Consider the following 20595-nt stretch of genomic DNA (forward strand, 5'->3'; position numbering starts at 1 on the left):
GCTCTCACCCCGCGCCGGCCAGCGACAGGGCGAGCCAGTCGTCGAAGCGCGTCGGCATGACGCGCGCTCCGTCGCCGGGGGTGAGCGACCGATCGTCGATCCGGAGACCAAAATAGGGCGCCTCCGCGTCGGCGATCACCTCGCGGCGGTCCTTCTTGGCGCTCAGGTACTTGCCGACGAACTCGGCGAGCGGGCGCCTCTCGGGGCCGGCCACCTCGAGGATGCCGTTCACGGGCGCCCCGAGCGTGACATCGGCCAGGGCCTCGGCGACGTCCTCGGACGCGATCGGCTGCAGGTGCGCCGACGAGAGGCGGACCCGCTCGGCGTCGGCGCTGGAGCGCGCGATGCCGTCCATGAACTCGAAGAACTGCGTGGCCCGCAGGAGGGTGTAGGGGATCCCGGAGGCCTCGATCAGCGCCTCCTGCGCCATCTTCGCGCGAAAATAGCCGCTGCCGAGCATTCGATCGGTGCCGACCACCGAGAGCGCCACATGGTGTTTGACGCCCGCGGCGGCCTCGGCGGCGAGCAGGTTGCGGCCCGAGGTCTCGAAGAAGTCGAGGACCGCCTTGTCCTCGAACGACGGCGCGTTCGCCACGTCGACCACGACCTCGGCTCCCGCGAGCGCCCCGGCGAGCCCCTCGCCCGTGAGGCAGTTGACGCCCGTGGAAGGCGACGCCGCGACGACCTCATGGCCCTGCTGGCGGAGCCTGCGCACGAGCTTCGTCCCGATCAGGCCGGTTCCACCGATAACCACGATCTTCATGTCTTTCTCCCTTGTCCGTCACGCGAGCGACCGGCGCCTTGCTCCTGCGACCCCGCGCTCGCCCTCGATGACGAAGCGGGTCTAGCTCGTGTGACATGGGGCAAAGGAAAAACGACAGCCGCGCTGCCTCGCCTGGAGATCCCGCGCGACGACCCCGCTCAGAACGGCGTATCGCCTTCGCCCGGAACGATGATCGACTTCAGCGCCCCGTCCTGGCAATCCGCCTGCAGGCGGAAGCCCTTCTCGGCCTCGGACAGATCGAACCGGTGGGTGACGATGGACTCGACGTCCACCGCCCCCTCGGCGACCAGGCGGATCGCCCGCGGGTAGACGTGCCCCATGCGCCGGGAGAACTTGATCTTCAGCCCCTTGCGGCGGCACAGCGCCGCCGGCAGCGCGTAGCGATCGCCCTCGGGGATGCCCGCCAGCAGGATCCGCCCGCCGATGCGCGCGGCCTCGGCCGCGTGGTGGAAGCCCTCGGGCGAGTTCGTCGCCTCGATCACGAGATCGACGCCGCGGCCGCCCGTCCACTCCGCGATGGCCGCGAACGTCGGCGCAGCGTCGTGCGCGCCCAGCCGGCGCGCGGCCTCGGCCCGGTACGCGACGGGGTCGATCGCGAAGACGCGCGCGACGCCGGCCAGGCGCGCGAGCTGGACCAGGCAGAGGGCGATCGGCCCGCACCCCAGCACCGCCACCGTCTCCTGCAGGTGGGGCCGCGCCAGGTCGATCGCATGGACGGCGACGCCCAGCGGCTCCAGCATCACGGCCTTTCGCACCGAGAAGCCGCGGGGGACCGGCACGACCTGGTCGGGGCGCACCGCAAGCCGCTCCGCCATGCCGCCGTGGAGCGGCGGCGCGCCAAGGAACTCCACGTGCGGGCACAGGTTCACGTGGCCGCGGTGGCACCACTCGCAGCGGCCGCAGGCGTGCGCGGGGTCGACGGCGACCAGCTGCCCCCTCGACAGGCCGAGCGCCGGGTGGTCGTCGACGACCCAGCCGGCGAACTCGTGCCCTGGCACGAAGGGGTCCCGGACCTGCGCCGCGCCGATCCCGCCCTCCAGGTAATAGTGGAGATCGCTGCCGCAGATCCCGCAGCCCGCGACCTGGATCGTCACCATGCCCTCGCGCGGCCGCGGAGGTTCGACCTCGCCGAGCCGGACATCGCGGATGCCGTGAATGAACGTTGCGCGCACTGTTCCAGTCTCCCTTTCAAGGCTCCGCCGGCTCCCCGGCGGCGCCGCGCTGGACGATTGTGCCGGCGCGATTCCCTACTGTAGTCTGCGCCCGTGATCGCTTGTCAATCCTGCGTTCCGGGTCGCTGAAGGCGCCATGCCGGCCGACCTCGTCCTCGGCATCGACCTGAGCACCACCGCCGCCAAGGCGGCGGCCTTCGACGTCCAGGGGCGCTTGCACGCCGCCGGCCGGGCGCCGCTCTCGCTGGCCCGGCCGGCTCCTGACCGGTTCGAGCAGGATCCCCGGGACTGGTGGGCTGCCCTGTGCCAGGCGGTCGCCGGCGTCACCGCCGCGGTGGACCCGGGCCGCATCGCGGGCCTCGCGATCGCGCACCAGCGCGAGACCTTCGCCTGCCTCGGTCCCGACGGCGAGCCGCTCCGCCCCGCCATGCTCTGGCTGGACGGCCGCGCGCGCGGGCACCTCGGCGCCGTGATCGACCGCATCGGGCAAGACCGCCTGCGGGCGCTGTCCGGCAAGGCCGCGGACTTCGGCCCGGCGCTGCCCAAGATCGCCTGGCTGGCCAGCGAGGAGCCGGAGACCCATCGCCGCACGGCCCTCTTCTGCGACGTGCAGGCGTACCTCGTGCAGGCGCTGACCGGGCGCGCCCGCACCAGCTGGGCGAGCGCCGACCCGCTCGCGCTCTTCGACATCGGCGCGCGCCGCTGGTCCGAGGAGCTCTGCGCCGCCGCCGGCATCACGCCCGACCGGCTGCCGGAGGCGCTCCCTCCCGGCGCGCCGCTCGGCGCGGTGTCGGCGGCCGCAGCGGCGGCCACCGGGCTGCGCGAGGGCACGCCGGTGCTGGCCGGCGGCGGCGACGGCCAGATGGCCGGGCTCGGCGTCGATGCCCTGGACCCGCGGCGCGCCTACCTGAACCTGGGCACGGCGGTGGTCTTCGGGGTCTGGAGCGCCGAGCCGCGGCAGGACCCGGCGTGGCGGACCATGACCAGCGCCTCCGGCCGCGGTTACGTGCTGGAGAGCAGCCTGCGCAGCGGCGCGCTGCTCTCGGACTGGTACCTGCGCCGCCAGCTGGGCGTCGATCCGCGCGACGGGGCCGCGATGGCCGCGCTCGAGGCCGAGGCGGCGTCGCTCCCGCCCGGAAGCGGCGGCCTGCTGCTCTTGCCCTACTGGGAAGGCGCCATGAACCCCCACTGGGATCCCGACGCCCGCGGCGCGATCCTGGGCCTCACGGACGCGCACGGGCGCGGCCACGTCTACCGCGCCCTGATCGAGGGCGTCGCGCTGGAGCAGGCGCTGGTGCTGGACCTGATGCGCGGCGCGGCGGGGGTCGAGGTCGCGGAGTTCGCCGCGGTCGGCGGCGTGGCCGCGAGCGACCTCTGGTGCGCCGTGATGGCCGATGCGACGGGCGTCGCCATCGAGCGGTCCGAGACGGTCGAGGCGGCCTGCCTGGGCGCCGCCATGTGCGCGGCCGCCGGCGCCGGGCTGGCCGGGAGCATCGAGGCGGCCGCGAGGGCGATGCGCGGGACCGCCACGGCGACGTTCCATCCCGATGCCGCGCGCCGGGAGCGCTACGCGGCGCTGCTGGGGATCTACCGCGACATGTATCCGCAGCTCTCGGGGCTGCTGCGCCGCCTCTCGGCCTTCACGAGGGAGTAGGCGCGGCTCGCTCTCCTCTTGGCGCAAGCCGGGCGCGGCGCCGGTCGCCCACCGAACCGACCCTCTGCGTGGACGCGTCGGCCGAATGAAAATTCAATCAATTCTTTAATCGATCCCCTGATCCATCCGTCGAGGAGCGTGAGCACCCGACAGAAATCGAAATCGAACCTCAGCACACGACACGAACGCACCACCAGAACACGTGAACTCCGACAGGCTCGCACGATTGACACCTCTTCCTGGGACTTAGTACCTTCACCATCGCTACGCCCACACGGGCTAGCGGAACGTGATTCAAAGAAGGACAGGTGCACAATGGCCGATCCCAAGGATCTCAAGCTTCAGACTGTCAGGGGGCAGACCCTCGTCACCAGCGCCGGGGCGGCGCTGTCGGACGACTCCAAGCTGCGGCTCCGGTCCCAGCTGAAAAACGCGCTCAACGCCGAGCTCGCCGCGAGCGGCGAGACGCTCGGGCTGAAGCCCGGCGACAAGGTCGCGATCAGCAGCTCCATCGGTCAGAGCATCAGCTTCTAGACCGCGATAGCTGCCTTGCCCGGGCGGTGAACCCACCCGCGCAACCATTCGTCACACCGACGCAGGGCGACACCGTGGAATGGCCAGTAGACCGCATCGCGAGCCGAACGCCATCCCCGCCGCCCAGCGCCACGGCGCGGTCGATCGCATGCGCGCACGGGGCGGCGTCCGCTGCCCGTGCGGCATGCCCCCTCGACCCGGCCGCGCGTGACGACTCGCCTGGATGTTGTGCAACTCGCGACGCCGACCACGGCGTGGTGGCGAGAAGCGGAGGCCCAGCGATGAGTGAAGCACTGGATTTTTCTGGCTTTTCATGTCCCCAGGTTGGACTCGGCGACGACGTGCTCGACGTCGTGGCCGTCGGTCATGCGCGGCAGGTCGTGGAGACGTATCTCGAGCGGCACCGCGCTCACCTCGACCGCCATGCCGCGGGGCTCTCGACGGTCCTGACAGCGTGGCTGACGCGCGAGGACGAGCGGTTCGACACGGTATGGAACCTCGCGTTCGGGGATGCGCACGCGCTCCTGCTCTCGCACGCCGACGATGTGGTCCGGTGCGCCAGCGCGCTCGCGCTGCGCATGAACGAGCGCGGCCACGCGGGCGCGTGGGAGGCCGAGCTCCCCGCCCCGGCCCGCCTCCGGTTCGGCCGGTGGCTGCTGCCGGCGGCCGAGGCCATCCAGGTCTCGGCGGCGGCCGAGAATGCCGCCGTCCGGACCAGAGCCGCCGGCGAGTGGCGCTCAGCCGCGTTTCTACGCGACGGCGAGCGCGGCTGGGCGCTCGTGGACGGGGACGACGTCGACGTCCTCGCCACGTGCCAGCGGCCGGACTTCCGGTTCACGTTGTCGACGGCGCAGTCCCTGTCGCCGTCCGGCGCGGAGCGCCTCCTGCAGGCCGACGCATACCAGTTCGATCGCGCCGAGGTGAGCACGGCGGACGCGTGGCGTGCCACCTGCGACGCCGCGGTGGACTTGATCCGAGAGACGGCCGACTTCTACGCGACGTGGGTCGACCGGGTGCTGCGGGACCTCATCCCGCTGCGGGCGAGGCCGTCCACGTTCAACAGCGGCAGCGAGCGGTTCTCGCCGGGGGTCGTCTGCGTCTCTGACCAGCCCTTCCGGTGGCCGCTCGCAGAGATGCTGGTGCACGAGGCCACGCACCAGTATCTGCACATCATCACCCGGCTGGGTCCCCTCGACGACGGGACCGACCAGAGCCTCTATTTCTCTCCGTTCCGCAACAAGGAGCGCCCGATCTTCTTCATCGTCGTGGCGTACCACGCCTTCGCCAACGTCCTCATGTTCTACCGGACCGCCCGCGAGCGGGGCCTCGTGCCGGAGAGGGTCATCACCTCGGAGGCGTTCGCGAGCCGGGAGGAGACGCTGACGAAGCAGCTCCGCGCCATCGAGGATCCGCTCAAGAACGCCCGATCGCTCACGCCGCTCGGGCGAGCGCTGTGGGAGCCGCTCTACAACGTTCTGCACGCCTAGCGAGGAGGTTTGAGCATGACGTCGCTGCCCCTGGTGCGAGAACCTCACATGCCCGTCGCTCCGTCGCGCGACGTGGCCGATTTCCGCGTGGCCCTGGTATGCATGCCGTTCGCGTCGGCGGACCGGCCGTCCATCCAGCTCGGGCTCATCGGCGCGATCGCCCGATCGGCCGGGTTCACGGCCGATCTCTACCATTTCAACCTGGACCTCGCGGCCGAGCTCACCCCGCCGATCTACGAGCAGCTCTGCGAGCGGCGCTCGTACATGACCGGCGAGTGGCTCTTCGCGCGCGCCGCGTTCGGGGAATCCGCGCCGGGCGACGAGGAGAGCTATCTCGAGGCGTTCCCTGGCGAGGTCTCGTGGGTCGAGACCCTGGGCAAGGGCCGGGCGTACTTCGCGGAGCTGCGCCGGCAGATCCTGCCCGCGTTCATCGATCGCTGCCTCGACGCGGTGGATTGGGGCTCGTACCGCATCGTCGGCTTCAGCTCCCTGTTCCAGCAGAACGTCGCGTCGCTCGCGCTCGCGCGCCGCATCAAGGAACGTCACCCCCAGGTCCACATCGTCTTCGGGGGCGCAAACATGGAAGGCGAGATGGGGCGGGAGTACGCGCGCGCCTTCCCTTGCATCGACTATGTGGTCTCGGGCGAAGCCGACGAGGTGTTCCCCAAGCTGCTGCTCGCCCTCGCGCGGAAGGAGACCCACCTCCGGTTCCCCGGCGTCATCGCGCGCACCCGGCTCGGGCTCGTGGACGGAGGCCAGGCGCCGCCGGTCCACGACCTGGATCAGCTGCCCGTACCCGTCTACGATACCTATTTCGAGCACGCCGTCCGTCTCGGTTTGTCGCCATATTACAAGTCGACGTGGACGCTGCCCTACGAGAGCTCCCGGGGGTGCTGGTGGGGCCAGAAGCACCATTGCACGTTCTGTGGGCTGAACGGGCAGGGCATGGCGTACAGGGCCAAGCGCCCGGCGCGCGTCCTGGAAGAGCTCTCCGTGCTCGCGCGCAAGCACCGCATCTGCTCGTTCATGGCGGTCGACAACATCCTGGACCAGAAATACGTCAAGGATTTCTTCGGCGAGATCGAGCGCGCCAAGGTGGATTACTGCTTCTTCTACGAGGTCAAGGCGAACCTCACCCGCGAGCAGATACGGGCGCTCTACCGCGGCGGCATCCGGCGCGTCCAGCCCGGCATCGAGAGCATGAGCAGCCACATCCTCGAACTCATGCGCAAGGGCTGCACGATGCTCCAGAACGTGCGCTGCCTGAAGTGGTGCATGTACTACGGCATCGGCGTGAACTGGAACCTGATCTGGGGCTTCCCGGGCGAGGTGGTCGAAGACTACGAGCGCGAGCTCGAGGTGCTGCAGTGCATCACGCACCTCGAGCCGCCGGTCGGCAGCGGCCGGATCTGGCTCGAGCGCTTCTCTCCGCACTTCACGGACAAGAGCTTCCCCGTGAGCAACATGCGCCCGGAGGCCAGCTACGGCCACGTGTATCCGCCGCACGTCGACCTGATGAAGGCCGCGTACTTCTTCGATTACGAGATGGGTGACACGGTGGCGTCCGCCGCGCACGCGGCGACGCACGCGCATGTCGAGCAATGGCGGGAGACGTGGCGCTCCGACGCGAAGCACACGCTGACGTACCGCCGGACGACGAGCGGCATCCTCATCGACGTCAACCGGGGCCCCGAGCACCAGAAGACGTACAGCGTGAGCGGCGCCAACGCCGCCATCTACGAGCTGTGCACCGAGACGATCCGGACGCCGGCCCAGGTGGCCGAGCAGCTGCGTGCTCTGTCGGCGGAGCACGCGTACTCCGCCGACGAGGTCCGCGAGGCCATGGACGAGTTCTGCCGCGCGCGGCTGATGCTCGGCGAGGACGACAAGTACTTCAGCCTGGCGCTCCCGTCGAACCCCAACTGGTAGCGGCCGCAGGAGGATACGCGAATGAAGATCAAGCGACTGGGCACGACCGATCTGTTCGTATCCGAGCTGGGCTTCGGGGCCTTCGCCATCGGCGGACACAGGACAGGAAACAGCTACGGACCCACCGATGACGCCACCTCGATCGCCGCCGTCCACACGGCGCTCGACCTGGGGTGCACCTTCTTCGACACCGCCGATGTCTACGGGTACGGCCACAGCGAGGAGGTGCTGGGGCGCGCGCTCCGCGAGGCGCGGCGGACGAACGACGTCGTGATCGCGAGCAAGGTCGGCGGGAACTTCAGCACGGGGCGCACCGTGCTCGATTTCTCGCGGGAGCACATCGTCACCGCCATCGACGGCAGCCTCCGCAGGCTCGGCCGTGACACCCTCGACCTCTACCAGCTGCACAACCCGCCGGTGGAGCTGATCCGGTCCGGGGAGGCGTTCGACGCGCTGGACGAGGTGAAGCGGAGCGGCAAGATCCGGCACTACGGCGTCTCGATACACACCGCGGAGGAAGGCGAGGCGTGCATCGAGGGGCAGCGGGCCGAGGCGCTCCAGCTGGTCTACAACCTGTTCGGGCTCCTCGAGCCGGAGTCGTCTCTCGGGGTCATCTTCGATCGGGCCGTTCAACGCGGGATGGGCCTCATCGCGCGTGAGCCGCTGGCCGCAGGCTTCCTCTCCGGGCGGCACGACCTCGACACGCGGTACGGCGCCGGCGACAACCGCGGGCACTGGCCGATGGGGCGCCGGCGGCTCTTCGTGGCCCTCGCGAACGCCCTGCGGCGGCTCGAGCGGCCCGGCGTGAGCTTGAGCCAGGCCGCCCTGCGGTTCGTCCTGGATGAGCCGGCGATCAGCACGACCATCGTCGGCATCAAGACCCCCGAGCAAGCACGGGAGAACTTCGGGGCGACCCAGGTCCCGAGCTTCCAGGAGCTGGAGGCGAGCACCGCGGCCTGAGCTCTCCCGGGGCCTGCTAGGGCGCGGCGTTCAGCTCTCGCTTCACCCCCTCTGCCACGATCGGCAGGGGGGCGAAGCCCTGGTGCAGGATGGCGTCATGGAAGCGGGCCTGGTCGAAGCGCGACCCGAGCGCGCGCTCGACCTCGCTCCGGAGCTGCCTGAACTTCTCGAGGCCGAAGAAGTACGCCGTCGCCTGGCCGGGCGACCGGAACGTGTAGCGCTGGATCTCGGCGTCCGTGAGCGCCTCCGAGGTGCCGAGCTGGGCGTGGAGCACGTCGCGCGCCTCGGCGACCGACACGCGCCCGGATTGCAGCCAGGGATCGAGGAACGCCCTCGCCTGCCGCACGAGGAGGTAGTGCAGCGCGACGAAGCGGCTCTCCTTCGGCATGAACGGCCGCATGAGGTCCTCGCAGTAGAGCGCCCAGCCCTCGAGGTTCGCGGCGTTGAACGCGAACAGCGTGCGCGCCGGCGACATCCCCCGCGCGATCGCCGTCGTGAACTGCATCTCGTGTCCGGGGCGCCCCTCGTGCACGAGGAGCGGCCACACGGCGGCCTCGTAGGTGAAGTCGTCATAAGGCGGCGCGCCCGGCGCGGGCGCGCCCGGCATCAGCACCGCGATGTCCCGCTCGCCCTTCAGGAAGCCCTGCGTGTCGATCGTCGGCGAGGGGTTGAGCGCGATCTCGGCCGGGGTCGCCGCGCGGAACAGGAGCGGGCGGCCGGGCAGCGTCATCAGATGCTCCCTCCGGATCACCTGCTCGATCTCGGCGATGCGCCGCCCGAACAGCGCCTGGAGATCGGTGCCTGTCCGCTGATCGCGCTTGAGCGCCGCGAGCACGCGCGCCGGGTCGCTGTCGGCGAGCCGGCGCTCGGCGGCGATCTCGCCCGCGAGCGCGCGCCAGGCCGTCATCGTCTCGTCGTAGGCCGCGCGGGCGCGCGCGGCGAGCGCGGCGGGCGCATCGTCGACGCCGGCGTCGCGCAGGTTCATCGCGTAGAGCTCGGGCGGCAGCCGGAAGTCGTCGCGCGCCGTGGGCAGGAGCTCCGTCTCGACGAAGCGCCGCCAGCGGTCGAGCGCCGCCCCGAGCGCCTCGGCCTGCGGCAGCCGCGCTTCGCCGGCAAGCGCCACGATCGCGTCGCGGAGCGAGGGGATGTTCACGAGGAGCTGCTGCGCTTCGGGCTGGGTCGGCGGCAGCTTGCGCGCGGAGACGTCCTCGCGGATCCGGGCGATCGCCGCGTCCACCAGGGGCACGGCGCCGTCGCCGAGGTACCGCCGCGCGCGGCGCTCACCGATCGCCCGGTGCCCCGGCGGGGCCCCTGCGCCGAGCAGGGGGGCGAGCCCCTGGTAGATGGTCTGGCCGACATCGGTCACCCGCACCATGACGCGGGTGGAGAGCCGGGTCCGCTCGGCCATCCTCCTCGCGGCGTCCTCGAGGATCAGCAGATCGGTGCGGGCGTCCGCGTCGGGCTCTTCCTTGCGCCCGTCCGCGAAGCGCGAGGCGACGGCCTGGAGCGCCCGCACGTCGCGCTCATCGGACGACACGGCGACGTCGACGACGGCCTCCTCGAAGCCCTCCACGCCCAGGTAACCGACCTCCTCCGGCGCAGCCTGGCCGATCACCTGCAGGAGCTCCTGGGCATATCGATCACGGCGCGATGAAGCGGTCTGAGACGGGGAGGGCGAGGGCACGGTCACCGCCACGTTGGGTGGTTGCGTCTGGCACCCGGAGGAGGCTGCGATGAGCGTGGAGGCCGCGAGCGCGCGGCAGGCGCGCCACACGCCCGCAGGCGCTGCGCCGAGGTGCCCCCCAGCCCCCCGGGCCGTGATCGCGCCGCGCCGAGCCCATCGTTGGAGCAGCCTCTCCGAGCGGTGATCCCGCCTCAGGGCCGTGGCGACGTCACGGGGGCGCATCGAGGGAGGTACTCTAACCTACAGGCACGACCACCACAAGATCCGCCGCCCGGCACGGCAGTGATGGTCTTGCTCGTGGCGTGAGGCCACGGTGCTCACGAGGGCAGTCGATCCGACGACGGTTGGAAGGACCTGGCTCCGGTGCCACGCGGGCCAGGTCCCGTCTGCCTCACGTCTCCTCAGTGCGCTGTCGGATCGTTGACGCGCCCAGCGAAGAGGAGCGCCTCCGTGTGCAGATCGCTGATGAAGAAGAAGAACGGCCGATCCAGCACGATCTGCGCGGGCTCGGGGAAGAAGCCCGATCCCGTGGAGCCGATGAGGACCGCCGTCGCCGCCGCGGCCTCGGTCCCGGCCTCGTCCACGTCGATGACCGCCTTGTGGATGACGTCCTGAATCTGGAGCCCTCCACCCGCGAGGATCCCCGAGAAGTCGGCGCTGGGGCCGAAGGCGGCGCCCATTCCGAGATCCGTGAGCGCCTTCTTGAGAGAGGCCCCGGTGCCAAACGAGAACTTCGGCATCGTGATGTCGACCGACCGCGTCTGCGTCGAGGCGATGATCGTTGCGAGCCCCTCGCCGTCGAGCGACTCCGCCAGCGCGTCCGCGTTCCCCTCGGCAGGCAGGACGAGGAACATCGAGACAGGGGTGCCCGCATAGGGGATCTCCACCGCTTCCCAGCCGTCGCCGGCGCCGTAGCGCGTCTCCTGTGTGCCGTGCATCATCTGGGCGGTGACGCTCGCGCCGTCGCCGCGCTGGAACGCGCCGGGCTTCGTCGCGTCCTCTTTGAACGGCGTGTGCCACGCGGCGTCGAAGTAGATGGCGTTGGTGAGCACGACGACCGTCTCCGGGTTCACGTTCTTCTTGAGGAGCTCCGGAATCATGCCCTCCGTCTGGTCCTTCACCCAGGCGTTGATGAGGCTCTCAGCCTCGTCCGGCGCACCGAAGTCGGCGAGCCGCACGCGCGCCCCGTAGCTCTCGCCGAGCACCTTCAAGAACGGCTGTTCGAGCGGGAGGTCGATCTGCGACCAGATGGCGTTGGCCGTGTGGAGCCGGAAGCCGCCTCCCTCGACGTTGCTCGAGCCCTCGGCGCGCCTGTGGAGCTCGAGATCCACGTAGTTGAACGCCGGGTGCAGCCGCTCCTGCGGGAGCTCGAACCGCATCGTCGCGGCCATCGCCTGCTCCGTGGTGGTCCGCGCGCCCGCGTACGTCATCGCGAGCGCCGTCGAGATGCTGTAAGGCGAGTAGACGACGTTCCCGTTCTCGCTGGGGAGCACGCGGCCGAGGTCGAGCGCGAAGCTCGCGTTGTTGCGCGTCAACAACACCCGATCCTCCTCCGAGACGACCGGGCTCTCGATCCGCGCCGCGTCCGACGGCAGCACGCAGCCAGCCTTCTTCTCGAAGCACTCGACGGCCCCGCCGCCCCCGCCCCCGCCCTGGCCCGAGCCGCCCTGTCCCTGATCCGAGCCACCGCCGCCGGTGCCGCCTCCATCGTTCGAGTTGCACCCCACGAGAGCCGACATGACAAGGGTCGCCAAGACAATTGATGTTCTCATGAAGCCAGGGTTTTGCAGCCTGCGTGCCAGTGCGCTTTTGCGCCGCAAATCGCATGTTCGCCCTGGGGGAGACGCGCAGACCCGGCAAGCCTGGATCAGATTGTGCCAATATGAGCCGAACGGGGTGCTCACGGGTGAGCCGGGATGCGTCGGTGGCGACGAAACCGAGGGATCGGCGGGGGTGGATGTGCCTGTGCCTCTCTGCCAAACCCCGTGGTGTGCTGGGAGGCTCGTGCCGCACGAGCGGGTTGCGCCGAGGTGCGCCACGGACCATCCTTCGGGCCGACGCGAGAGGCACATGAAGATGGACGAGGGCGCAGGAGAACCGACAGGCACGCGCTCGGCGCGGATCGATCGCGGCGACGTGTTCTGGATAGGGCCCGATGACTCGCGGGGGCCTGTCCCGAGCTATTCCCATCCCCATGTGGTGGTCCAGGACGACGTCTTCAACCACTCGCGCATCACGACCGTGGTCGTGTGCGCGCTGACGTCGAACCTGGGCCGGGCGAACGAGCCTGGGAACGTCCTGCTCGACGTGGGCGAGGGCAACCTTCCCAGGCAGAGCGTCGTGGTCGTGTCGCAGATCTCCTCGGTCGAGAAGGCCCGCCTGGGCGAGCGGATCGGGTCGCTGTCCGACGCACGGGTGGATCAGATCCTGGCCGGCCTGCGCTTCCAGCAGGTATCGTTCTTCAGGCGGTAGCGAGCGGGTGCGCCTCGTGGGACAGGTCGACTTCACCGAGGCAGCGACGTTGGACGAGCGCGGTTTCTCTGGAGGACGATGAATGCCTCACCACGGTGACCGGGAGGACGACTTCAAGAAGGCGCTTGCCCAGGATCGGGCGCGCATCGAGGCGACGATCGAGCGGCTTTCGGGGGACAAGCCGAAGCCTGGGCGGTTCCTGCTCGCGCTGGCCGAGGCGTGGGGCCGCCCGGTTCATCGGAGTTGTTTCGGTAGGTGGCTGCCGCCGGTCGCCCCGACCGAGCGTGGCGTGAAGAGCGCGGCGCGCTGGGTGGCTGCGTCCAATCCTGACGTCCAGCGAGCCGCCCTCTCCGCCCTCGAGAGGGCTGGGGCGGCAGCGCAGCCTGTGCTGGGTGTGGTCGCCGATGCGCTGACGAGCAAGGAGCCCCTCGTGCGGCTCGCCGCAGCCCGCGTGCTCGCGCGCGCTGCGCCGTGTCCCGAGCAGGCACCGGCGCTCCGTCGTGCGCTCTCCGAAGAGCTCTTCACCGTGCGCTGGCTGGCGGTGGAGGCGCTCGCGCGCAGCGGCGATGAACACCCGCTGGCGCCCGTCCTTGCGGCGTCGCGTCCACGCCTCGACGCTCCGCTTGCTGCCTATCGGCTCGGGGACTGGCTGCGCGCCGTCGCGGCGCTTGGACAGCATGCTTCCGTGCTGTTGCCCGAGATGAACGAGCTCCTGGACCGGACCTCCGGTCCCAGCCGGAGCGACCCGTCGTGGCACGAAGCGAGATTCACGATCGAGCAGCTCGTACGGGAGCTTCGTGCGACCCAGGGTAACCCCTGAACGGGCTCATTTCACGCACACACGAGGCCATGCCAGCGCGTCCGTCCATGGACACCATGACCATGATCCGACGACCAAGCGCCTGGCTGCGGACCGCCGTGCTCGCGCTCTCCGGTGCCAGTTGCGGAGGCGCGGCGGGCACCTCCGCCACCAGCATGCCCTGCCCGCCCCCCACACCGCCTCCGGCGGCCTCGCCGGTCGATTCCGCCGGCAAGCCCGGCCGCACGAAGCTCGGCGTTGCCCTCGTCCCCTGGATTCCAGACGCCGCCGGCGATGACTTCGCGTCCCTGCGAGCGATGATCGAGGACGGGTTCGAATCGCAGCATGCGGCGGTCGATCTGGACCTGCGCCTCATCAAGTCCGATGACAGCTACCGCAATCCGGCGCGCCTCGCCGGATGGCTCGCGTCCGGTCGCTACGATCTCGTCGAGATCGACACCGTGGTGCTGGGAGATCTGATCGACGCCGACGTCCTCGAGCCGTGGCCTTCCGTGCCGGAGCGCGACTACCTGGCCGCAGCCAGGTCAGCCAGCACCGAGATCGACCGGAGTGGCAAGTCCGTCTGGTGGGGTGTACCCCACCTCAGCTGCGGGTTCTTCCTGGTCACGAGATCCGAGAAGCTCGATGGCGCTTCCAGCATCGCCGGCCTCGTGAAGGCCGCGCGCGAGAGCGGGAAGCCCCTCCTCGGGAATTTCGTGAGCAGCTGGGATCTACCCGCCCTCTACCTGGACGCGCGTCTCGACAACGGGCTCGATGCCACGAACCCGCTGACCCTGAGCAACGCCGTGAAGCCACCCCTTCACGCGGGCAGCACGGCGGCGCTCAAGCAGCTCGCCGCGCTCTGTCGACAGGGTGACAGGAACCCTTGCATCGACGGCACGTACGACGAGACGCTGGAGGGTCCTGTCGAGGAGTTCGTGAAGGGCAACGCGATCGGCTACTGGGGATACAGCGAGCGCCTGCATCGGACTGTCACCCTCATGAAGGCGCAGGGAGCGCCCGTCGAGGGGCTGCGTGTGTCGACGATCCCGCTCGGCACCAGCGCCACGCCCCTCCTGTTCACCGACGCCTTCGTGCGGCGCAAGGGATGCTCGGGCGACCCAGCCTGCAATGCCGCGGCCTCCGCGTGGGCGGAGTTCATCACCCGCGACGACGTGATGCGCGATCTGCTCATCTCCAGGGATGCCGGGCCGACCGCGGTGCCGCGCTACCTGTTGCCGGCCACGAGCTCGGCGTTCCAGGTCGAGCCGATCGCCAGGGACGCCCTCTACGCGGAGCTTCGTCCTCTGGCCGAGTCCGCGAGATCCTTTCCCTCGCACGCGTCGATGTACGAGCGGCGGAGCGCGCTCGCGCACCTGATCGAGACCGAGCTCGCGGCGCCCTGAGAGCCATGTCGCTCGACAGGGCCCGGCGAGGCCGTGCGGCACACCACACAATTGATTGCATTGACAACCAAATCCTGTGCGGTAGGATCGGCCGTCATGCGCGACCAGTTCACGGCCGACGGGGGGATCGTCCTCGACAACGCGCTCGGCTTCTGGGTGGCGCGCGTCTACCTCGCCTCCCGCGCCGAGATGTACCGGCGCTTCCGCGCGCACGGCGTCGAGATCACGCCCGAGCAATGGATGGTCCTCGTCCGCCTGTGGGAGCAGGAGGGCGTCACGCAGACGCACCTGGCCGAGCGCACCTTCCGGGACGTGCCCACGATGAGCCGGATCCTCGCGCTCATGGAGCGCGACGGGCTTGTCGAGCGCCGGCCCGACCCGACAGACCGGCGCGCCCGGCTCGTCTACCTCACCGCGCGCGGGCGAGCGCTGCGCAAGGCCCTGTCGGGCGAGGCCAAGGCCCTCGTGGACACGTCGCGCGCCGGCATCCCGGAGGACGATCTGCTCACGACCCGGCGCACGCTGCAGCGCATCCTCGCGAACCTCGAGCCCGAGGGCTGAAGGTCGCCCCGCCCTCCACGCCGCCTTCTTCATCGTCAATTAATTGCATAGACAACCAATTCAGGAGAGACCCGCATGAGCCAGACCGCTGCTTCCCCTCACTTTCCTGCGCACACGCTCGACACGGCGCCCGCGGCGGCCCGCCCCGCGCTGGAGCAGGCCTCGCGGAAGTTCGGCTTCCTGCCGCTGCCCTTGGCGCGCTTCGCGACCTCGCCGCTCCTGGTGCGCGCCTTCGATGAGCTCCTCGCGGTCTTCGAGGGGGCGACGCTCTCGCCGGTGGAGCGCGAGGTCGTGGTGATGGTCGTCGCCGGCGAGAACGGCTGTGATCTCTGCCGCACGATGCACCGCGGGCTGCTCCTCCGCGCGGGGGCTTCCCCCGAGGTCGCCGCGGCGCTGTTCGAGCGAAGGCCGGCGCCCGACGCGCGCCTCCAGGCGCTCGCGGCGTTCACCGAGGCCACGCTGCGCGAGCGGGGCCAGGTGCCGGACGCCGATCTCGACGCCTTCCTCCGCGCGGGCTTCACCGCCGAGCAGGCCCTGGAGGTGATCGTCGGCATCGGCACAACCACGCTGTCGACGTTCGCGAACCGGATGACCCGCTCCCACGCGCTGCGCTGATCGCGACAGAAGCGCGGGGCTCGAGAGCGGAAGCGCCGCGGTGCTCTCGCGCTGGTCTCCTTGACAAGGTGGGGGAAGCGTCAGCTACGCTGGCTCTCCACGACAGAAGGGTTCGAGGGAGCAGGTGTATGACTGCGCAAATCGGTGACGACGTCGCCTATGCGGGCGCTGACTGGAGCCTGGCGGGCGTGAACGGCGGCGAGCTGTTCGACCCGGCGAGCTACGGACTTCGTGTTCGCCCGGCGAGCACGGCGTGCTGGCGTGGCTTCGTTTGTCGCTATGAGCTTCGCGACAACACCCTGTACCTCGACGGCCTGGACGTCGCGCTCGAAGGCGAAGCTCCTCCCCTGCTGGACAAGATGCCGCAGAAGCCGGCGACGCCCCTCGGATTCACGGCCGCCTACGAAGGCATCGGGCTCCACGTCCCGTTCAGCGGCGGCCTGCTTCTCGCGCGCGACTTCTTGCTCGATCTGTATGTTCACATGGGCTTCCACCCGGCGTGGAAATACGCCCACGTCCTCGAGGTGGAGCTCGATGCGGGGCGAATCTCGCGCGTCACCGACTGCTCGAAGCCGATGGCCGACATCCGCAGCCGCATCGCGCGCACGGATGAGCCAGGCCCGGGGAGCTCCCACGAGGAGATCGAGGCGTGGGTCGAGCGTGCCTTTTCCCGCAAGTACTGAAGCCCCCTACGCCGCCGCGGCGAGCCACTTCTCCCAGGCCGCGTAATCGCGCTCCGGGAAATCTTTCCCGCTCACCTTTTTCAGGATCAGGTACGCGAAGTCGTGGTTGTTCGGCTGCTCGAGCTTGAGCAGCTTGAGGAGCGTCGGCCCCGCCTCCTCGATGACCTGTGCATAGAGCTTCGTGCCCTCCGGCCGGTCGATGAGGCCCCACGTCACGGCGGCCGCCTTGTTTCGGTCCGTCGTCGTCGGGCCGTCCAGGGCCTTGAGGAACGGCGTCAGAGGGATGGGGACGTCGTGGTGGAACATGGCGACGTGCGCGACCACGCGCATGGCATTGTTCCGCACGAGGGCGTCGGGATCGTTCAGCACGGGCAGCATCAGCGAGACGAGCTTCTCGCCATCCTTGATGTGCGCGAGCAGAAACGCCGCCGCGCCCCGGTCTTCCGGGTCCTTGTCCGCCTCGAGGATGCGGATGAGCTTGTCCTCGTTCGGCGGAACGTCGTTCACGAATCTCTCGCCGTACGGGCGCAGCGCTTCGTGCTCGTAGCCGCCCAGGCAATGAAACGCGGGGCACGCGGCGCGCTCAGGGCCGATCTCCTTCTTATGCATCATGCGAAAGTACGTGTCCTGGTAGTCCTTCCACGCCGCGAGCAGGCCCGCCGGATCCTCGAGATCGCCCTTGGGCTGCAGGCCGAAGGTGAGGCGCTTTTTCATGTCCCTGCGCTCCACCACGTCGACGGTGACATAGGCCTTCATGACCCCGCCCCTGTCGTAATAGATGATGGGTGAGAGCTCGATCCAACCGATCGCCTTGTGCTCGGCGAGGATCACCTCGACCATCTCCTTTGCGAGGGCCTTCCTCTCCGCCTCGTCCTCCGTGCCGAAGAAGCGCTGAAGCACGTCGCCAAAGCGCGTCTTCACCCAGGCGCCGTCGAACCGGTCGGTGCCGTAGACGTCGACCCCCTTCAGCACGGGCAGCGGGGCCACCGGCGGAGCGGCGGGCGCGGCTGAAGCGGCAGGGGTTGCCGAGGGGGCCGCCGCAGGCGGAGGAGGCGGCGGAGCGGACGCGACCGCCGGCGCCGCGGAACCGTCGCTGGCAGGGAGGGCGAACGCCATCATGACGAGCGCGATGAGCGAGGGCGGCATGGATCCATGCATGCGGTGCTGGCGCGCAGTCGGCAAGCGCTGCCCGACACGACTCGGCAGGACTGATTTCGCTCCGGCTGGCCTCGCCGGGCGCGTCGAGCGGATCGCGCGCCCCCTGAACGACGATCGTCGCGCCCCGAGCCAGGCTGGGGTAGCACGTCTCGAACACCACGTCTTCGCGGCGCGAGGGTGAGGAGGCATCGATGTCGAAAATCGCACTCGTTACAGGCGCGAACCAGGGCCTCGGTTACGCGATGGTGGCCCGTCTGTGCCAGGAGTTGCCGCCGGGCAGCACCGTGTACCTGGGGGCGCGGGATCCGGAGCGCGGCGAGGCGGCCGTGGCGCGCCTGCGCGAGCAAGGCCTGCAGCCGTCGCTGGCCCGGCTGGACGTGACCGACGACGCCAGCGTCCAGGCCCTGGCGGAGACGGTGGCGCGCCGGCACGGCGGGATAGACATCGTGCTCTCGAACGCGGCCGCGCGCATCGTGAAGGACCAGCCGCAGGCGGTCCAGGTCCGCACCTTCATCGACACGAACAACCACGGCACCTACCGGATGATCCGCGCCTTCGGGCCCCTGCTGCGCGACGGCGGGCGGTTCCTCGTGGTCGCGAGCGCCTTCGGCTCCCTCGGCAAGCTGGATTCGCGGCTGCACCACCGCCTCGACCCCGCCACGCGATCTCTCGAGGACATCGAGCGCGTCATGGACGAGTACGTCGAGCTGGTCGAGCGCGGCGAAGCAGAGGCCCACCACTGGCCGGCGTGGATCAACATCCCGTCCAAGGTCGCGCAGGTCGCCTCGATGAAGATCCATGCGCGCCAGCGACAGGCCGAGGCCGCACAGCGCGGGCTCACCATCGCCGCGCTCTGCCCCGGGCTCGTGGACACCGACGCGTCGCGCCCGTGGTTCGACGACATGTCGTCGGCGCAGTCGCCAGCGGATGCCGCGAAGAACGTCCTCTGGATCTGCACGCAACCCGCCGAGTCGACGCGCGTGGTCCATGGCGAGCTCGTACAGCACCGACGGATAATTCCCTGGATATGATGCGACTGCGATCCATCCTGGACCGGCGCTGAGATCCATTCCGGATCGGCGCTGCGCTCCATTCCGGATCGGCGCCTCGCGTGTCGCGGGTCGGCGGCGCGCGGCGCGGCCCCGGGACGCCTCCTTCGCCGTGTCTCCTGCCTGGCCCGTTTCCTGCGAAAGCCGTTCTCGCGAGGTAGAGGTCATGACGCACATCGAGCAACGCAGGGTCATCATCCACGAGAACGGCGTGCCGGGCGGCGCCGCGACGGTCCTCCACGCGGACGATCACGGGACCGGGGCGGCCAATCGCGGGCGGTACGATCAGGGCTGGCGCGCGGGCAAGCCGGCCGAAGATCCAGAGAAGCTCAAGAAATGGGGCCGTGTCAGCGCGAAGCCGAGCGAATACCTGATTCACATGCGGCGGGGTAGCCTCCGGCCCACCTCCGGTCAGGGCGCCTCGTGCTTCAAGCTCCCGGGCGACAGCGTCGCCATCGTGCCGACCACGGTCCAGAAGCTCCAGTTCACGGCCGACCAGGTCACCCTCGAGAAGGTCGGCGTGGAGATCACGGGGCTCGCCGTCTACCGCATCGTGGAGCCGCTCATCGCGTTCCGGATGCTGAACTTCTCGTTCCCCGAGCGCGCGCAGGAGAAGCTCGAGGCGCTCCTCGTGGACATGTTTGCCGGCGCCGCGCGCCGGCTGGTCGCGAACCTCTCCGTCGAGGAGTGCCTGACGCGGCGGAAGGAAGGGCTCGCCAGCGAGCTGATACGAGAGATCGTGCCCGTCGTCTCCGGGCGGGGCAGCGCCGAGGACGCCACGGACAAGGGGTGGGGCGTCCTCATCGATACCATCGAGATCCAGGACGTCCGCATCCTCTCTCCGGCGGTGTTCGGCAACCTGCAGGCGCACTATCGCCAGGAGCAGGAGCGGAAGGCGAGGGAGGCGTCGCTGCTCACCGAGCGCGCGGTCCGGCAGGGCGAGGCGGAGGCGCAGCGCGCGATCGAGCTGACCAAGCTCTCCGCCGAGGTCGAGCTGCGCACGCGACGCCAGGAGACCAGCGAGAAGACCCGGCTCGAGGAGCTCGCCTCCGAAACGCGGCTGAAGGAGACGCGGCTGGCGCACGAGCAGCAGATCGCGGCGCTCACGCTGAGGGCCGAGATCGAGAAGACGACGCTCGAGGCGGAGGCGGCGGCGGCGCGCCACGCGGCGAAGATGGCCGCGAGCGCCCAGGAGATCGACCTGCTCAGGCAGCGCGCGGCGATCGCGGGCGCGCGCCGGCTCGTGGCCGAGGCCGAGCTCGCCATCGCCGAGATCGAGGCGAAAAAAGCGCGGCTCACGCAGGAGATCGAGATCGACCGCGCGCGGGCGCTGCGGGAGATCGAGAACACCGTGTCGCCGGAGGTCATCCGGTTGACGGTCGCGCAGCAGATGCCGGCGCTCGCCGCCGCGTTCCAGCAGCGGATGGGAGAGGTGCACGTCACGGCCGTCGATGGGGCGAACCCGTTCGGGTACATCGCGGCGGCCGTGGAGGGGGTGATGGGGCTCGCGCGCGCGGCAGGGCTCGAGGTGCCGTCGGCGCGCGCGCAGAAGGCGGAGCTGACCGAGGAGAGCGGGCCGGACAGCCGCCGGCGTTGAGCCCGTCCGCGCCGTCGTCCGGCGTTGGAGCCCGCGCGATCACGCGTTGGT

18 protein-coding genes are annotated in these 20595 nt (G+C 70.1%); 13 read left to right on the top strand and 5 right to left on the bottom strand.

Features of this window, described 5'->3' with window-relative positions:
• Positions 1 to 4 precede the first annotated feature (4 nt).
• Together WMF11_RS30390 and WMF11_RS30395 are read right to left on the bottom strand one after the other, a co-directional pair.
• On the bottom strand, positions 5 to 763 hold the full coding sequence (locus tag WMF11_RS30390) for an SDR family oxidoreductase (protein ID WP_437973190.1): 759 nt from the start codon (positions 761 to 763) through the stop codon (positions 5 to 7).
• A gap of 158 nt (positions 764 to 921) precedes the next feature.
• Positions 922 to 1956, bottom strand: coding sequence for a zinc-dependent alcohol dehydrogenase (locus WMF11_RS30395; RefSeq protein ID WP_437973191.1), 1035 nt, complete (start codon positions 1954 to 1956; stop codon positions 922 to 924).
• A gap of 136 nt (positions 1957 to 2092) precedes the next feature.
• Here WMF11_RS30395 and WMF11_RS30400 point away from each other — a divergent pair, with 136 nt between their 5' ends.
• The 5 genes from WMF11_RS30400 (at position 2093) to WMF11_RS30420 (ending at position 8520) form a co-directional block, all read left to right on the top strand.
• Positions 2093 to 3610: a xylulokinase gene (locus WMF11_RS30400; protein ID WP_437973192.1), complete on the top strand. Its 1518-nt coding sequence runs from the start codon at positions 2093 to 2095 to the stop codon at positions 3608 to 3610.
• Positions 3611 to 3925: 315 nt separating this feature from the next.
• A complete protein-coding gene (locus tag WMF11_RS30405) occupies positions 3926 to 4144 on the top strand; it encodes a hypothetical protein (RefSeq protein WP_437542242.1) in 219 nt (72 codons plus the stop codon).
• Positions 4145 to 4425: 281 nt separating this feature from the next.
• Entirely contained in the window at positions 4426 to 5631 is a 1206-nt protein-coding gene (locus WMF11_RS30410) for an aKG-HExxH-type peptide beta-hydroxylase (protein WP_437973193.1), read from the top strand.
• A gap of 15 nt (positions 5632 to 5646) precedes the next feature.
• Positions 5647 to 7560, top strand: a complete 1914-nt coding sequence (locus tag WMF11_RS30415; RefSeq protein WP_437973194.1) for a RiPP maturation radical SAM C-methyltransferase — start codon at positions 5647 to 5649, stop codon at positions 7558 to 7560.
• A 21-nt stretch (positions 7561 to 7581) separates the two neighbouring features.
• Positions 7582 to 8520, top strand: coding sequence for an aldo/keto reductase (locus tag WMF11_RS30420; protein WP_437973195.1), 939 nt, complete (start codon positions 7582 to 7584; stop codon positions 8518 to 8520).
• 16 nt (positions 8521 to 8536) lie between these two features.
• On the opposite strand, the gene WMF11_RS30425 is transcribed toward WMF11_RS30420, so the two are convergent.
• Positions 8537 to 10135: a DUF885 domain-containing protein gene (locus WMF11_RS30425; RefSeq protein ID WP_437973196.1), complete on the bottom strand. Its 1599-nt coding sequence runs from the start codon at positions 10133 to 10135 to the stop codon at positions 8537 to 8539.
• Between the two features lie 470 nt (positions 10136 to 10605).
• Positions 10606 to 11943, bottom strand: a complete 1338-nt coding sequence (locus tag WMF11_RS30430; protein ID WP_437973197.1) for a serpin family protein — start codon at positions 11941 to 11943, stop codon at positions 10606 to 10608.
• A 337-nt stretch (positions 11944 to 12280) separates the two neighbouring features.
• On the opposite strand from WMF11_RS30430, the gene WMF11_RS30435 reads away from it, so the two are divergent.
• The 6 genes from WMF11_RS30435 to WMF11_RS30460 all read left to right on the top strand — a co-directional run bounded on the left by WMF11_RS30435 (position 12281) and on the right by WMF11_RS30460 (position 16740).
• Positions 12281 to 12676 (top strand): type II toxin-antitoxin system PemK/MazF family toxin, encoded by a 396-nt coding sequence (locus WMF11_RS30435; protein WP_437555523.1) that lies wholly within the window; start codon positions 12281 to 12283, stop codon positions 12674 to 12676.
• An 82-nt stretch (positions 12677 to 12758) separates the two neighbouring features.
• A complete protein-coding gene (locus tag WMF11_RS30440) occupies positions 12759 to 13496 on the top strand; it encodes a HEAT repeat domain-containing protein (protein ID WP_437973198.1) in 738 nt (245 codons plus the stop codon).
• Positions 13497 to 13558: 62 nt separating this feature from the next.
• Positions 13559 to 14881, top strand: coding sequence for a hypothetical protein (locus WMF11_RS30445; protein WP_437973199.1), 1323 nt, complete (start codon positions 13559 to 13561; stop codon positions 14879 to 14881).
• Positions 14882 to 14977: 96 nt separating this feature from the next.
• A complete protein-coding gene (locus WMF11_RS30450) occupies positions 14978 to 15442 on the top strand; it encodes a MarR family winged helix-turn-helix transcriptional regulator (protein ID WP_437973200.1) in 465 nt (154 codons plus the stop codon).
• Between the two features lie 75 nt (positions 15443 to 15517).
• A complete protein-coding gene (locus WMF11_RS30455; protein WP_437973201.1) occupies positions 15518 to 16057 on the top strand; it encodes a carboxymuconolactone decarboxylase family protein in 540 nt (179 codons plus the stop codon).
• Between the two features lie 128 nt (positions 16058 to 16185).
• Positions 16186 to 16740 (top strand): hypothetical protein, encoded by a 555-nt coding sequence (locus tag WMF11_RS30460; protein ID WP_437973202.1) that lies wholly within the window; start codon positions 16186 to 16188, stop codon positions 16738 to 16740.
• Positions 16741 to 16746: 6 nt separating this feature from the next.
• Here the strand turns inward: WMF11_RS30460 and WMF11_RS30465 are convergent, their stop codons facing one another.
• Positions 16747 to 17886: a HEAT repeat domain-containing protein gene (locus tag WMF11_RS30465; protein ID WP_437973203.1), complete on the bottom strand. Its 1140-nt coding sequence runs from the start codon at positions 17884 to 17886 to the stop codon at positions 16747 to 16749.
• A gap of 203 nt (positions 17887 to 18089) precedes the next feature.
• Here WMF11_RS30465 and WMF11_RS30470 point away from each other — a divergent pair, with 203 nt between their 5' ends.
• Positions 18090 to 18929, top strand: coding sequence for an SDR family NAD(P)-dependent oxidoreductase (locus tag WMF11_RS30470; protein WP_437973204.1), 840 nt, complete (start codon positions 18090 to 18092; stop codon positions 18927 to 18929).
• 184 nt (positions 18930 to 19113) lie between these two features.
• Positions 19114 to 20544, top strand: coding sequence for an SPFH domain-containing protein (locus tag WMF11_RS30475; protein ID WP_437973205.1), 1431 nt, complete (start codon positions 19114 to 19116; stop codon positions 20542 to 20544).
• The last annotated feature ends 51 nt before the right edge of the window (positions 20545 to 20595 follow it).

It is taken from the genome of Sorangium sp. So ce295 (assembly GCF_051527405.1).
GTDB classification, from domain to species: Bacteria; Myxococcota_A; Polyangia; order Polyangiales; family Polyangiaceae; genus Sorangium; species Sorangium cellulosum_B.